General features: G+C 44.7%; 11 protein-coding genes. 1 reads left to right on the forward strand and 10 read right to left on the reverse strand.

Annotated features, from left to right (window positions below; translation table 11 throughout):
- Positions 1 to 16 precede the first annotated feature (16 nt).
- The 5 genes from ASD40_RS30285 to ASD40_RS30305 all read right to left on the reverse strand — a co-directional run bounded on the left by ASD40_RS30285 (position 17) and on the right by ASD40_RS30305 (position 6,467).
- Positions 17 to 886 carry a carbohydrate ABC transporter permease gene (locus tag ASD40_RS30285; protein WP_057306837.1) on the reverse strand — a complete coding sequence of 290 codons (870 nt, stop codon included), beginning with the start codon at positions 884 to 886 and terminating at the stop codon, positions 17 to 19.
- The gene (locus ASD40_RS30290) at positions 886 to 1,845 is read right to left on the reverse strand and encodes an ABC transporter permease (RefSeq protein ID WP_057306838.1); all 960 of its coding nucleotides are present in this window, start codon (positions 1,843 to 1,845) and stop codon (positions 886 to 888) included. Before ASD40_RS30290 ends, ASD40_RS30285 begins: the two co-directional genes overlap by 1 nt.
- 207 nt (positions 1,846 to 2,052) lie before the next feature.
- The gene (locus ASD40_RS30295) at positions 2,053 to 3,489 is read right to left on the reverse strand and encodes a response regulator (protein WP_057306839.1); all 1,437 of its coding nucleotides are present in this window, start codon (positions 3,487 to 3,489) and stop codon (positions 2,053 to 2,055) included.
- Positions 3,482 to 5,251 (reverse strand): sensor histidine kinase, encoded by a 1,770-nt coding sequence (locus ASD40_RS30300; RefSeq protein ID WP_057306840.1) that lies wholly within the window; start codon positions 5,249 to 5,251, stop codon positions 3,482 to 3,484. Before ASD40_RS30300 ends, ASD40_RS30295 begins: the two co-directional genes overlap by 8 nt.
- A 367-nt stretch (positions 5,252 to 5,618) precedes the next feature.
- Positions 5,619 to 6,467 carry a helix-turn-helix transcriptional regulator gene (locus ASD40_RS30305; protein ID WP_057306841.1) on the reverse strand — a complete coding sequence of 283 codons (849 nt, stop codon included), beginning with the start codon at positions 6,465 to 6,467 and terminating at the stop codon, positions 5,619 to 5,621.
- A gap of 241 nt (positions 6,468 to 6,708) precedes the next feature.
- Between ASD40_RS30305 and ASD40_RS30310 the strand changes: the two genes are divergently transcribed.
- Positions 6,709 to 8,994, forward strand: a complete 2,286-nt coding sequence (locus tag ASD40_RS30310; protein ID WP_057306842.1) for a beta-L-arabinofuranosidase domain-containing protein — start codon at positions 6,709 to 6,711, stop codon at positions 8,992 to 8,994.
- A 250-nt stretch (positions 8,995 to 9,244) separates the two neighbouring features.
- On the opposite strand, the gene ASD40_RS30315 is transcribed toward ASD40_RS30310, so the two are convergent.
- The 5 genes from ASD40_RS30315 to ASD40_RS30340 form a co-directional block, all read right to left on the reverse strand.
- Positions 9,245 to 10,696 (reverse strand): glycosyl hydrolase family 28 protein, encoded by a 1,452-nt coding sequence (locus ASD40_RS30315; RefSeq protein ID WP_057306843.1) that lies wholly within the window; start codon positions 10,694 to 10,696, stop codon positions 9,245 to 9,247.
- 107 nt (positions 10,697 to 10,803) lie between these two features.
- Complete coding sequence (locus ASD40_RS30320) at positions 10,804 to 11,019, reverse strand: hypothetical protein (RefSeq protein ID WP_057306844.1); 216 nt, start codon at positions 11,017 to 11,019, stop codon at positions 10,804 to 10,806.
- 32 nt (positions 11,020 to 11,051) lie between these two features.
- Complete coding sequence (locus ASD40_RS30325) at positions 11,052 to 12,020, reverse strand: ABC transporter permease (RefSeq protein WP_082562554.1); 969 nt, start codon at positions 12,018 to 12,020, stop codon at positions 11,052 to 11,054.
- Between the two features lie 388 nt (positions 12,021 to 12,408).
- On the reverse strand, positions 12,409 to 14,772 hold the full coding sequence (locus tag ASD40_RS30330; RefSeq protein ID WP_057306845.1) for a glycoside hydrolase family 95 protein: 2,364 nt from the start codon (positions 14,770 to 14,772) through the stop codon (positions 12,409 to 12,411).
- A gap of 1,092 nt (positions 14,773 to 15,864) precedes the next feature.
- Positions 15,865 to 16,098, reverse strand: a complete 234-nt coding sequence (locus tag ASD40_RS30340; RefSeq protein WP_057306847.1) for a hypothetical protein — start codon at positions 16,096 to 16,098, stop codon at positions 15,865 to 15,867.
- Positions 16,099 to 16,254: the final 156 nt, after the last annotated feature.

The raw sequence follows: 16,254 nt of genomic DNA on the forward strand, positions 1-16,254 counted from the left end.
GCCGAAGCCACTATTATCATTCTTTTACGGAACCGAGCGTGATTCCCGCATTGAAGTGTTTCTGCACGAATGGATACATCATCAAGATCGGTATGGCGGATATGATGATCAACGCAGACTTTACCGAATCCACATAAACGGTTTGAGCTGCTGAGGCATACTGACTGCCCAACCCATTGAGCGACTGACTCAGATCTGTGATCGCGTCTCTTAACACAAGCTGTAGCGGGTGTAAGTTGATATCGTTGATAAACAAATAGGGAAGCCACCATTCATTCCAACGTTCAACCGCATAAAACAATGACATGGTCGCCATGATCGGCAACGAAACAGGTATGACTATGCGAATGAGGATACTCAGATCATTAGCACCGTCGATTTTTGCCGACTCCTCAAGCGCAGGATTGACTTTTCCGAAGAAATTAATCATCAGGATTAAGTTGAATGCGTTTACAGCCGCCGGCAATATCATAACAAGAATATTATTCTGCAAGTGAAGATTCTGAATCGTCAAATAAAAAGGAATGAGACCGCCTGAAAAAAATAATGTAAAGATGATGCAAGTCATGATCAAGTTTCGCCCCGGCATCGACTTCTTAGATAACGCGTAAGCGCCTGTTGACGTCATCACCAGATTTACCAAGGTGCCAAACACAGTCACGAAGACCGATACAAGCAAGCCATCGACTACTTTCCCTTGTGAAAAAATGTATTGATATGAAGAGAAATCAATGGAACTCGGAAATAACATGACGCGTCCCGCATTCCTGTCTGCTATGGAAGACAAGGACTGAACGAGCGTTTGATAGAATGGGAATACAGCCGCAATCGCGCACAGCCCCAGGAAGAGCGTGATCAGCGCATTGGAAACCGATAAACGCTTCATTAGAGACCCTCCTCCTTCAGAACATGCTTCACAAAATAGTTAGCTCCAAACAGTAGCAAGCAATTGATGACGGATTTCAGCAAACCGACCGTTGTGGAGTAGCCGAACCCCGTTGAGTCTACAAAAGCGCTGCGATACACGTAGGTATCGAGAATATCTGCGCGTTCATAAACGGCCGGGTTATACAAATTGAAGATCTGGTCGAACCCGCCATTCATAATACCGCCGACTGCCAGAATAAGCAGAATAGCTGCCGTGGTACGAATCACCGGCCATGTAATGGCCTTCATTTGCTGATAACGGGTTGCGCCGTCGATGGCCGCCGCCTCATAAAGCTCGGGATTGATACCCGCGATGGCTGCCAGATAAATAATGGAGGACCAGCCTGCTTCTTTCCATATGTTCGACGTGAACAGCAGCGCCAGAAAACTTCCGTCGTGGACCAGGATCGTGTTTTTTCCCCATCCGAATAGCTGCAGGATCTGATTCAGCACACCCTGATCGTTCAGGATACTCGTTATGATTCCGCTTAACACGACCCAGCTGATGAAATGCGGAAACGTAAATACGGTTTGATAGATCCGCTTTAATTTTCTGTGTCGCATTTCATTCAGCAGAATCGCCAGCAAGATCGGAATCGGAAATTCGATAAGCAAACGCCCGAAGCTAATCAACAAGGTGTTGTTGAACGCATGCAGGAATTTCTGATCGCCCAGCACATCCCGAAAGTTTTGAAAGTTATTCCAGGGACTGTTCATGATGCCCAGAGAATAATTGAAGTCCTTAAAAGCCAAGATCACGCCGTACATAGGCACATACGCGAAGATCAGAAAGAACAGCACCGTTGGGAATACCATCAAGTAAAAGTACTTATGTCGGACGACTTCCTGCCAGCGGCGACGGATGACTTCCGCCCTTCGGTGCCTTTTGTATTTTGTCTGCGTTACTGTCTGTTGCATACCCCTCTTGCCTCCTATCTCGTCTATAAATCTATTGTAAAGGAAACGCTTCCATAGGGGTATGTCGTTAAATTAGTGTTATTCTTGTATTTTTCATGTAACTTTATGTCGAATTCGAGGAGAAATTGTCTTGCACCTAATTCAAGTACAAGTTATCGATAAGGAATACAAAAAAAAAAAAAAAAAAAAAAAAACGGCCTCCGTTAATTAGGAGCCGGAAATATAGCCGTTCTGACTTTGGTCGTAACGATAGCTTCTTGGTGGAATGCCCATCATTTTTTTGAACATTTTACTGAAATAAAAATAATCTTGGTATCCTACCTGGTCCGCTATATCGTTGATTGGAATGGAGGTAGTTCTGAGCAACTCCGAAGCGCGTTTCATTCTAAGACCGGTTAAGTGCTCGGTAAAGGTTTTATCCAGTTCTTTTCTGAATAATTGCGAGATATAATTCGAGTTTAAGTTGAATTGTTTACTTAAGCCCTGTATTGTAATGTCCTCGCCAAAGTGCTCGTTGATGTATTCCAGTATGGCAGAGAATGTATGAATGCGTCCAGACTGCATGGAAACATGCTGTTGATCGGTCTGCTCCCCCCGGAACAATCCCTTTAAATAATCGATCATATCCCGGACATCCTCAAACTGATCTGCCAAGTGTTCGAAAGAATAGAGGTATAAATCGTCCGAATCCATACCTTTTCGACTTAACTGCGTAATGCAATCGTTATACAACAACAGGGCATGCCGGATATTCAGAAGGCCGCTCTGGAACATGGATAACAAGGAATCCATATGTGCGTTGAACGTCTGGTTATTTCCGTCTGTCGGCACTGCAAATGCCGACTTCGTGTCATTGGTTTTCCATGATCCTTCCCATGTGAAGATTTCGGCTAAAGTGAAATATTGATAGGCTTGAAGCTCTGCATCTTGGATTGCCTGTGTAAATCCTTCCGTATCGCCCCCCCGTTTGCTGAACCCGATTCCTTTTAAGAAATGACGACTTTCAGAAGCAAATTGGGTCATTAATTGGGTCGCATCACTGTCAGCCATCACGTATATAAACTTGCGATAACCGATACGCAACGTAATGCAAGGTGTTTTTTCATTGATCGGAAACTTGTCCCTTCTCACTGTAAGCATGATACGCAAATCTTCTTTTCCGGAACTTGTCATGCCGGCCAAAGCTAACTCACGCTGCAATCTGCTGGTTGCTTCTGGCGTACCGTTCTCGATCAAATCAAGTATTTCGCCTTCAGGCAACAGACGAAGGGTGTCTAATTCACGCTTGATCTTTTTAAGATACCCCATGATTTCCATCTCGTCGAAAGGTTTAAGGCAATAACCGGATATGTTATTCTGGATTGCTTTCTGCACAAGAGCAAATTCCGCCAGTCCGCTCACGATTATAAATTTGGCGGATATACCCGCATCGTCCAATCGTTTTTTCAGTTCCAGCCCGTTCATTCCGGGCATCCGGATATCGGAAAAAATCACGTCCGGTTGAATAAGTTTGACAGCTTCCACTGCCTCCTCCCCGCTGAGCGCATATCCGACAACTTCATAGCCGCAGCCCTTCCAATCCACCGTCGCTATCAAGCTTTCTATAACCAGTTCCTCGTCATCCACAATAAAAACTTTATACATGACCTTCACCCCTAACCGGAATTGTAAGCGAGACCGTTGTTCCGCCTTCAAGCTCGCTCGTCATCCTGATGCCGTATGGTTCTCCGAAAATCATGCGGATTCTTTTATGGACATTTGCCAGTCCGATGCCGGATACGGAATCGCCATCAAGGCCATCTGTTGGCGATAAGCATTCCATTGTATTATTAATTTCCTCTAACTGTTCCAAACCTATTCCTGTACCGTTATCATTAACGGAGAGATACAGGTTCTCCCCGTCCCTATAGCCTTTTATCACCAACACACCAGTTTGTCTGAGCGGTTCAATGCCATGTTTGATGGCGTTTTCCACGATGGGCTGCAAGATCATTTTAGGGACAAGACATGCGAGGCATTCCGTAGGAATATCGTATTCCACATGCAAGCGTTCGCCAAATCGGATTTGATGAATGAAGATATAGTTTTTTATGATGATCCATTCTCTTTCCAAGGAAATCATATCAGGTCCCTTGATACTGTAACGGAAAAACATAGCTAGCGCCTTAGTCAGTTCAAATATTTTCGAAGAACCCTCTCTAGCGGCAAGACCTTTGATCGATTCCAGCGTATTGTATAAAAAATGCGGATTGATTTGGCTTTGCAAAAAGCTGAGTTCCGCTCTCCGTTTAATCAACTCCGACTCGTAGAGGACACGCTTGCTTTCCAGCAAATGATCCGTCAATTTCTCAATTTCCGCCAACATTTCATTGAAACGTGAAGCCATAATAATCATTTCCGCATAACCATCTACATCGATTCGTTTGCTGAGATGGTTTTTTTCCCCGAGACTCACTTCTCCCATCAACCTCATAAACTTCTTCAAAGGCAGCAGAATGTTATTGCTCACGAACAGAAGAGGTATAATCATCAATACGAGTGCAATTGCAACCATGATAAGCTGCTGTTGACGGATCACATTAAGACCTTGAAGGAGCACACGATTCGGCATGGCAATAACAATTTCACCGTCCATATCCGGAATAGCTTCCCTCTGAATCATGTATTGACTGTTATGATTCAACAATCTATCTTTTGGAATCGGCTCCCCAAGTTTACTTGAATCATCATTCGTATAGAAGAGCCTTCCGTTACGATCAGCCATGTAGATTAAGGCACCCTCGGGTAAATTGACCGGGTTGCCGTCGCCAAAGAGCAGTCGATTGTCGATTATCAAAAGCAGAGTTCCAAGTTCACTATTGACGGCCTCAAAATCAGTTGTTGAATAGATTGGCACTCCCGCAACCAACACCGGCGTTGTAGTATAAGGTAAATCGATCATTTTAAGCCCCAAAAAATAGGACAAGTTATCTCTCGGAATTTCCCTGGAAATTGCTTCAATTTGAGCCGAATTGGCCAGGAAGTTGAAAACGGCGCCGTTATTTTCAACCAGTGCAATATCCAAAATAGCCTTTTTCATTTTCCTCATATCTGACAAATAAGCTTTTAACTGGTTGAACATTTCTAACTTTTGGACTGGATTTTTTTCAGACAAAAAATTTTGTACGGTTTGTCCGTTATAGGCAATCGTTTCCATAATTCTTTTAACATCATTACTATTCGAAGAAATGGACTGGTTCAGTTGCGATATAACACCTTTGATGTAATCGCTGTTATTCTTCTTTACGACATTGACGGCTTGGTAATAATTCACAGCCATGATCGAAATCATAACCATAACAATTAATAAATCCAGTAAAGATAACTGAACCGTGATGGGAAGTTTTTTCAAATAGGATCGTTTCATGTGATATATCCTTTTTTTCATTCTGTATTTGGAAAAAAATTGAAAAAGTGCGCCAAACCAAGGATAATGGTATCCGCGAAGAAACCCATAAACCTTGAGAGGAGCACCTATATGTTGAATAGTAAACGATAATAATCCTCAAGTAAATAGATACCAGAATTTTCACCGTAGTGGTAGTTCGACCCTCTTCCAATACCTTTTATGACGGAATGCAGGCACAAGGACAGGACAATATCGTAAACCTGGTTCGCGCTGCGCTTGGGCAGTCAGCCAGCGATATGGCGCATTAGTGTGGCCGGAAGATATTCATTCTTCATTTGAAGATTTCAGAGAACAAATCGTTGCAGGCCTTTGGCGATGTCATTCATTATTTATAATAAAGTAATCGGTTTACGTAAGCATTCCGGTAATCCGTAGGAGTCAAGCTTGTTATTTTCTTGAATGATTTGGTAAATGAATGACTATCTGGAAAACCTAGCTGCATAGAAATCTCATTAATCTTTTGATTGGTATCCGTCAGCAGAAATTTAGCCGCCTCCATTTTTTCTTGCATGATGAATTGTTTTAATGAAACACCCGCGATAGAAGAAAATATGCTGGAGAGATGTTTGGCGTTATATCCAAAATGTTTAGCAAGTTGTGTAACTCTTATATTCTCTTGCCGGTTCCATTTGATGTAGTCCACAATATCATTGTAAAGCTGCTGTTTTAGCAGTTTCTTAGATTGGTTTGGGACCACAAACATCTGGTTGTATATCTCGCACAAAATACTGGTGGTCAAGTAATTGTTTAAGGTCTGTTCCCTGTAGCTGCGAATGGAATCCTGCAATTGCTTCAGCATCACAATGAGCTTTTCGGGACTGCGCAGCGTACCTGTTTGGGGAAGGACGATAATTCCCGGTTCGTAGACATGCTCGTGAGCGGCCTCATGGAACGTTTCATGCCCGTATGTTGAAAAATGTAACCAGTAAAAGCTGCAATCGGACTCTTGGTAGCCATATTGTTGGGTGCGGGGAGGCATGATCAAGAACTCCCCTTCCCTAAGGGCGAAGCGGTCTATGCCGCATGAGATGTACATCGTTCCGCGGGTTTGAATGAATAACTCGTAATTCATCAATACTCGGTTCATGTGCTTCCACTCGGGATTCGGCGATACAAATTTTCCTGTCATATCCATGACCACCGGTACATCCACACGGAATTGATACAATACCATATTACTGATCCCTGCCCTTTCAGACTTTTTCACAATTGGCTTAAGAACAGAGTAGCAGAAATATAGGGTTATTTCCATGTCCTATGAGGTTTCAGAAATTGATGACAGTAAAGCCGAAGCGATGAAACCCTTCCTTTTTGACACATAATCCAACCTTATGTTATTTACCCTATCGGTAGAAGACGCTAAGCTTGATATAGTCTCCATCGGAGAACGTTACTATTTAACGGAGGGATTGGATATGAAGGAAGCTGCGCCGAGTATGGTGGTTCTGAAGGATATTGGCATGAACCGGGTAGAGTTGACCGGAGCCTATCATGTGAATGCATTCGAGAAGGAAATGGCTTATTTGGCGAGCTATGATGCGGATCGTCTGCTAGTTGGTTTCCGTGAAGTGGCAGGTCTGCCGGCCAAGGCCCGGATCTATCCCGGATGGGAAAATACGGAGATCAGAGGCCACACTTTAGGCCACTATCTTACCGCTTGTGCACAGGCTTATTCGCAGAATCAAAGCGCAGAACTGCTTGCTAAGCTGGAGTATATCGTGGCTGAATTGGCCGTCTGTCAGCTGGAAAGCGGATACATGTCGGCGTTTCCAGAGATGCTATTCGAGAATGTAGAGAATAGGAAGCCAGCCTGGGTTCCATGGTATACGATGCACAAGATCATCGCAGGTCTGATCGATGTCTACGAATGGACACGAATCCAAACGGCCTATGACGTTGTCAATAAACTGGGGGATTGGGTAGCGTACCGCACCTCCAAATGGTCCAAGGAATTGCAGGCTACCGTACTGGCTGTGGAATATGGCGGCATGAACGATTGCCTCTACGACCTGTTCAAATTGACGGGGAATAAACGCCACTTGGAAGCGGCCCATCAGTTTGATGAGCTTAGCTTATTTGAGGCAATCTGGGAAGGCAAAGACATATTAAAAGGCAAACATGCCAACACAATGATTCCCAAGTTCATAGGAGCCTTGAATCGCTATCTGACATTGGGAGAAAGCGAAGTGTTTTACCGGGAGGCTGCCGCAAGATTCTGGGATATGGTGGTATATCACCACAGCTATATCACAGGCGGAAACAGTGAATCCGAGCATTTTGGCGAGCCTGATCTTCTGGATGCCAAACGCAGCGATATCACTTGCGAAACCTGCAACAGCTACAATATGCTGAAGCTGACGAGGGAGCTTTTCAAGCTAACTCAGGATGTCAGATACGCTGATTTTTACGAGACTACCTATGTGAACGCCATTCTGTCATCCCAGAATCCTGACACCGGGATGACGATGTATTTCCAGCCGATGGCAACAGGTTATTTCAAGGTTTACAGCTCGCCGTTCGAGCATTTTTGGTGCTGTACCGGCACGGGCATGGAAAGCTTCACGAAATTGAACGATAGCATCTATTTCCAACTGGACCAGCGGTTGTACGTGAATCAATATGTCAGCAGCCAGTTGGATTGGTCGGAACAGAAGGTGAAGATTATACAAACCACCGACCTTCCGTTCACCGATACGGTTCATTTGTCCGTTGAAACCACCGATCAGCAGGAGCAGTATTTGTCCATTTATCTGCGTGTGCCTTATTGGACTGCAGGCGAAATGGCGGTTGCTGTGAATGGCAAAACTGTTCAACCGCAGGTAAGCAATGGTTATGCTTTAATCGAACGGGCTTGGAAGAACGGCGACACCGTTCATGTCCAAATCCCGATGAAAGCCACTTACTCCTCTTTGAGGGATGCGCCGCATGTGGTCGGATTTAAGTACGGTCCAGTGGTACTAAGCGCCGCATTGGGCAAAGACGATATGGTCGAGTCCAGGACAGGCGTTATCGTAAGTATTCCGACCAAGCGAATGCTCGTGAAAGACTTTATCACCCCTCAAGGTATGAGTGTCCAGGAGTGGTTAGGCGGATTCGATCAGCATTTCGTTCGCAAGAACGGCGAATTAGCCTTTGTGCTCCAAAATACGGATGAGGACGATCATCTGGTCTTTACGCCTCACTATAAGCAGCATAATGAAAGATACGGGATTTATTGGAAATTGGTTGAGGTCGGTTCGGATGATTTACGGGAGCATCTGGATAAGAACCGTAAGGAGCAGCTCATCAGAGAGACTACGATTGACAGTGTGCAGGTGGGCAATGACCAATATGAGCTGGAGCATCAGGTCAAAGGCGAGCTTACGCATGCCGGTAGCTTTGAGGGGCTGAATGGCAGAAGAGCGGAGCCTGACGGGTGGTTCAGTTATGAATTGAAGGTATCGTCCGGACAAAAGAACGGTCTGTCGGTCACCTTCTTCTATTGGCTCAAGGACAGCAGCTTGGAAATCTGGATTGACGGGAAACTGTTGATAACCGAGACCTCTCCGAATGAGAGAATTCGGGGTTTTTATGAGAAAATAATTGAAATCCCTGCGGATATGATTGCATCAGATCAAGAATCGGTTGTGGTCAAGTTTGTACCCATTGGAGGTTTGAATGGTATTTATGGCATTCTTAGATCCATAAAGCTTAGTTCATAAACCCTCTACGCAGGTTGTTCAGGAAATCAAAAAGAAGCAGCCGGACTGCTGCCGGTTTGCTTCTTTTTGGTTCTGTTCGTCTTAGAGAAGTACCAGCGAAGCTGAAACCACTCATCCTCCAATAAATCCCCCCGGATGGCAAGCCAAAATGAATTAATCTGCTCAATTATAAGATCGTGGATAACCCTTCAACAAGGTGCTTATGTTTCAATACTGTCAAAGCCTCGTAATATTGGATTTTGAATCATCTTCATACGTTCCTCCCGTCGGAGAAAGATATACGCTTTGCAAAACCATTGATATCGAAATTCCCCTGAGACGGCTCAAGGATCAGTTGCTCATTTATCCTCAGATTGATGAAGCTGATCCCATCTACTAACCGTTCGGAATCAAAACCATAAATCCGGTTCGGATTGGTGTTCGCTCCTTTATAGCTAATGTTCCGGAACGTAATATTTTCGATTCTTTGACCAGGCACAGGGTTGTAATCTTTGTTCCAAACAACACGAATGTCAACCAGTTGTCCCAACTCAAAATCCTCTACACGGATGTCATCATAGATCACGTTCCGTACCGTATTCTTGTCACCAGCGTTGATCGACAAGGCCCCCCAATAATTAGTCTGCGGTTCATGATGCTCCAAGATATCGATATTTTCGAAAAGAATGTCTTCAATAACATCACCATCCCGATAATGATCTCCATGCGTCCCAATATTGAGCGGATGCGCGACATCCGCCCAAAGCACTGAGTTGCGCACGCGGATATGACGTGTATCTCCATGGTAGTCCCATCTTGTCCCGTAAATCGCAATACAGTCATCGGAGGTACGAAGGAATACGTCATTGATCTCGATTTGGGTACTCGCCATGATATCGATGCCGTCAGACCAGCCTCGCGTGCTGAACGATTTAAAATTATCGATCCGTACAGCTTTTGATCGCTCGATATAAATGCTGTAATGCGGGGGATCCAGCAGAATGATACCTTCAACCGTGACATTCTTCGAGAAGATAATTCGAACGCCTCGAAAAGCGGAAAATCGATGAAAGTCGGCCAAATACAAGATACCTCTTCCGCGTATTACGATATTTTCAACCGTGTCACATACAAGTGATCCGACAACAATCGCTCCCCCAGCAATATAAACCGTTGTACCGGATGGAATACGCATGATCGTTTCCTCCAAATAGTGCATACCAGGGGCAAAATAGATCACCTTCGGTAACTGGCCGGTTGTGTTAATCGGCGTCGCCACAAGCCGGTAAATATCTTCCATCCGGTGAATAGCAGGATTAAGCAAGAGTACGTCGGGGTCATTTGGTTTCGGCGCCTGTTCTTCGAGCGGGCTGGCAAACAGATGTAGATTATGGAAACGCTCGCCGTTTACCTCGATTGACAGCTTGTGCGGGCGGTCCAGAGTAAAAGCAATACGATTCCCTTCACACACAAAAGGAATGGCAATTGAAAGCGGACGAATGACTACCTGCTTTACGGTTTGTTTTCTGCATTCAACCTCCACCTCAACGCTACCTTCCATATCGAAATAAACCATAGATGCCTTGCGTACTTGATGCATATCAACCTTCACTTCATACTCAAACAAATCATGCCACTCTTCGCCTGGAATACGGACGCGTACTTGAAAGTCGTCGCGACCCACCGCTCCTTTTGGTGCTTCATAAATGATCAAATCGTTCATATAGCCTCCAGATATCCATTAATCTTTAATTTGCGCAATGACTGACAGCAAGCGCTTCCACAAAAATGTATCTTAACCGCTTTCATTATGGTTTATAACATATTTTATCAACGCGGTTGTGGATGGACTATCCTAATTTCACAAGATTCCTTAATCGCGACCTGACTTTCATCGCTGAGAGAATCCGATAGTACGAGAACAAATGGCAGTAAACAAACGATGGCAAAGAACGAAATTATCGTGACAGCGATCACATTAAAAATTTTGGTACCTGTATCCTGCTGTATCGTATTTTTTTGCTTTTTCATGGATAATTCAGCCATAATAAGCTCCTTTCATCTGAAAAAATAACTAGTTAGAAAAGCGCATTTTCGTTATCTGCTTTTTTCACAATATAATTAACAGTCAAGATTACAAATAAGCCAAATACCGATTGAAACAATCCAGCAGCTGTACCTAAGCCCATACTAAAGTTGACGGTAAGTGAGCGGTATACGTAAGTATCAATAATATCCGTTGCATTCAACAAGAACCCATTTTGCCCAATAATATTCCAGAATAAGTCAAATTGCCCACGCATGATGCCCCCTAATGAGAAGAGTAGCAGTACGATAACGGTTGGTTTGAGCAGTGGCAATGTAATATGAATGATTCGTTGCCACTTGGAAGCACCGTCCACATAAGCGGCCTCGTAAATGCTTTCATCGATCCCCATGATGGATGCCAAGTAAATAACGCTCCCATAACCTAAGCCCTTCCAAATCTCGACGGCAACGATAATGAACGGCCATACCGCTGGTGTAGCATAAAAGTCAAACTTTTCAAAACCCATTGCCTTGAAAGCGCTGTTAATTACACCAAAATCGTAGTTGAAGAGGTTATAGACAATGGAGCTAATAATAACCATGGAAACGAAATATGGCATAAACATCAGTGTCTGTGAAGTCTTAACAAACTTCTTATAGGTAAGCTCTCGGAGAAGAATAGCGACAGACATTTGAAAAAAAGTGTTCAATCCAATAAAAGCAATATTGTAAAGAATTGTGTTTTTCGTTAGTTTCCAAATAATGGAACTAAAACCACCTTGGAACAAAAACTCAAAGTTTTTGAACCAAACAAACTTACTTGCAATTCCCTTGCTAAAATCATAGTCCACAAAGGCATAATAGACACCAAACATCGGTAGGTATGCAAATAGAATAAAGAATACGATCATAGGCGTTAACATGAAATAGTACGTTTTATGTTCTCTAAAATCCGAGAATAGTTTTTTCTTGGTTCTTTGCTTTGTTTGCGTTTGCACTGTTATGATAGCTTCTGACATAAGATCTCCTCTCCTTCTGAATTCATCTTAACAAAGGTAATGTTCAACGCATATATCACTTTTCCATGATTCCTTGTACTTTTTAAAGCGCATACATTAATTGTTAGACGCTTTCTTTTAGACACAGAAATGGCCCATTTGCAATTCCGAAGAAATTGCAAATGGGCCATTTCTGTGTTTGAAGCTAATCATCGCTGCGCTAACAGCGTGGCACTTATCCCCAATCAAGAATTTCTGTTCGGGAGAGGTCGAAAACGAAGTTATGAAATCTGTACATTTCAGCCCCGCCAGAAATTGAAAACGTTCACTAATTCCATTATGCTGTCGGATTTAGCTCCGGTCTTTAGACCTCTTCGGAAATTGTTGTTTTAGAAATGCCGCGGGTTTGCTATGAAGGCTTAACCTTATAAATAAACCCGGGCTCCGTATCGAAAGCAATCGTCCCGCATGCGTTGCTTTCGAACTGGGCGGTTCTGCCGTCCGCTTCCACCTTCAGCGGAACCGATGCCGTAACACAGCAAGGACCGCCGAGAAGCGAACGAATCTCTGCCTTTACGAGCGCGTTGTTCTCCCAGGCAAGGCCGATCTCAAAGCCCCCTCTTGCTCGAAGTCCTTTGACTGAGCCGGTTTCCCATGCATTTGGAAGAGCAGGCAGCAGACGGATGGCACCGGTATGAGACTGCATCAGCATTTCGGCTACACCGGCCGTTAAGCCGAAATTTCCGTCGATCTGAAACGGCGGATGCGCGCCGAATAGGTTCGGATAAACGCCGCCGCCTGTGACGCTGCCCACATCGGTGTGAACGAGATTCAGCACGTTCCCGATTAGCTGCAAGGTGCGGTTTCCGTCGCCGAATCGTGCCCACAGGCTGATTTTCCACGCGAGGCTCCAGCCAGTGCCGATATCGCTGCGCCGTTCGAGCGAGCGCTGGGCCGCTTCGAATAGCTCCGGCGTAGCCTCCGCGGTCAACTGACAGCCGGGATAAACGCCGAACAGATGCGACACATGGCGATGCTGCACATCCTGATCCTCGAAATCAAGAAACCATTCCTGAAGCTGACCGTATTTGCCGATCTGATACGGAAGCAGCCTAGACCTAGCCTCCGCCAGCTCCTCCCGGAAGCTATCGTCCATTCCAAGTATATTCGCCGCCTTGATGCAGTTCGTGAACAAGTCCCAGATCAGTGCATGATCCATCGTCGCCCCTTTGCTGACGGCAGCCATTTGGCCGTTCGGCAATACAAACTTATGCTCGGGGGAGGTGGATGGCGATGTGGCCAGCCGACCGTCCGGTTCCTCCTGCAGCCAATCCAGGCAGAAGAGAGCCGCTTCCTTCATAATCGGATAAGCGTTGTCACGAAGGAACGACGTATCTCCACCGAATGCATAATGCTCCCACAGATGCTGGCTTAGCCAAGGACTGGCCATGAACCAACTCGCCCAAACGGGGTCCCCGTTGCCGAAGTCTCCTACCGGCGCGGAATGGCACCAGATATCGCTGTTGTGATGCGCGACCCATCCTCGGGCGCCATAATTGATGCGCGCGGTTTCCGCCCCCGACTTGGCCAAATTGCCGATGAAATCAAGCAACGGCCCATGGCATTCAGCCAAGTTGCACGTCTCCGCGAGCCAATAATTCATTTCCGCGTTTATATTTAACGTATAATTGCTGCTCCAGGGCGGCCGTATTTCCTTATTCCAAATTCCCTGTAAATTCGCCGCCTGCGTGCCGGGCCGGGAACTCGCGATCAGCAGGTACCTGCCGAATTGAAACAGGAGTTCCACCAGTTTCTTGTCCTTCGCTCCGTATTCGGCAACGCGTATATCTGTCGGTACGTCGCCCGGAATGTCGGATGGCCCCAAATCAAGGATAACTCGATCGTATAAAACGCGATAATCGGCAATGTGAGAGGCATAAAGCTTTGAATAGGTCTTATTAAGAGCCGCGTTCAAGTGTCTCTCTGCGATTGGGGAAGGGTCGACACCCTCCGTTGCCGGATTACGGTCAAAACCATGAAAGCTTGTTGCTGCGCTGAAAATGATGGTCGCGCTCGTAGCAGATTCGACATGCAGTCCGTCATGATCGGCATAGGTGCGGCCATCTTCGGTCCGAATAGCGAGCCTTCCATCGAAGCGTGTGCCGGATTCGCCATAGCGAATCGGATTGTTGGTCTGATAGTAATTCGGGTCTACATGGACCGGAGCCCTACCTCTCATCACGATGCGTTCGCCCTCGGGACCGGTTTGATGCCGGAGCGGACTCCATAGCTTGGCCGTAAAGTTCAGCATGCCAGGACGGTCAGCCTCGATCCGCATAACAAGAGTTTGATCCGGGAAGGAAATGAAGCAGGTTCGGGTGTATGTGACTTCGCCGATCCTATACCGAACCGATGCGGACGCCGTCTCCAGATCCAGCAAACGTTCGTACTGTGTGGCATTATCGCCGTGATAAAAGTGTACGGTCAAATCCCCCAAAGGCATATATGATTGCGTATAAGGACCCATCGCTTTTTGGCAAAGAGCGTCCGCTTCCTCATAATTCCCTTCGTTAATTAGACGGCGAATTTCAGGAAGCGCCTTCTGGGCGTTCGGGTTCGTCCCGTCCTTCGGTTCCCCCGACCATAGAGTATCCTCATTCAGCTGCAAGCGTTCGGTCTCAATCCCTCCGAATACCATCGCTCCGATACGGCCGTTTCCTAACGGAAGCGCCTCTGTCCAATAGGATGCAGGTTTCGTGTAATTCAGCTTCAAATGATTCGCTCCTCTTCACAAAAAAGTTGCCGCTAACTCCTTCCATACAGAGCCTGTAGCGGTACATACTTCAATTTATTCTCCACCGTACTTCCTCATAGTGTTCGAGCAAGATATCGCGGGGCACCTCCGTTAATATGTTAAGAAAAAAAGCCTCAAAGAGCCATTATCTTCTGACCCCTCCATGCAATCTTTATTTTAACATTATATTTTATTCATCCTATATCGTAATCTAGCATTGATATACTGTTTTTTGATATTTACATATATTCAACCCTCTAAACGCCCAATCCCACGCTCAATTCTCTGTAAGACAGCTTCAGAAGGAAGTCAATTTCCCCTCTAAGCTGGAATCCTCAACCACTGACTCTTTTCCTGAGAGAATTCCCCCAAGGACAGGTCTCGCATCCCCTTCCGTAACTTCATTCTGAAAAAAGAAGAGGTTTCCCCCAGTCATTTTCGATGACTCGCGAATCGCCTTAGCCTTACAGAATACCATTGCGCCAAGCCTTTCGTTCCCGGTTGATAATAATTAGTATTATTAAACCTATCATTTAAATAATTTAAAAATGATGATAGTGTTATTTCTACTTTTGAATCTCTAAAGTCAAATCCACATTTACAAAATAATAACCTTTGTCTATATGGATTAAAGTTTCCTTTTACTTACTCTCAATAAAACACTCAACTTTTGTAAATCAAGCTCTTCTTCAGGTATTAGCACATTATTAAATTAATTGTATTGTTGAAAACCCGCGCGGCGATATAAAATCTTAGAATCTGGTTCACAGTTTTTTTGAAACAAAAACTACAATAAATTTCGAAACATTTACAGTTAAGTTAATTATGAAAATAATAAAAAAACAAAAAAAACAAAAAATGTGATATTCCATAATTAATTAGAAAACGGAGCCCGCAAACCCGTGGCGCTCCGTTTTTGTTGTTCCAGAATTCATTAAAATTTGAAGTAAACCGCGGCAAAATTGGCGGTTTGTTGCAGAATTAGTTAGAAAAATATTCTAGACTTTTAACTGCACTTGCATAAATATACATTCATTTCTAACGAATTTTAGTATTAAATATTTTATTTCATTAATAACTTCGATCCATCTCCAAATTCACCGTCATGATTCTTCCCAGCGCATGAAAAAAGCGTCCTCTTAAGATAAGAGGTACGCCATAACATAGGGCGTGTCGCTGCTGTCGATGGCTATACTTGTATAAAAAATCAACACCTCTCGAAAAATCGCCGAAGCCTACACCGACCCATTGTTTGGACGCTGCTTGGGCAACCATTGGTGCGCCCATATAGGATATGCCTGACAAAAAAATCAGCATCCCAGCATGAAACTTAATAAGTTACGATAAATCCGCATGACTTTTCGATTCATTTACATCTTACCCCCATCACGATTTTAGTAAACGGCATCGGCGTTTTACTCCACTTAACTTTAGCAACTTTCAAGTCATCACTTTTATCAG

Source organism: Paenibacillus sp. Root444D2 (assembly GCF_001426375.1).
GTDB lineage: Bacteria > Bacillota > Bacilli > Paenibacillales > NBRC-103111 > Paenibacillus_E.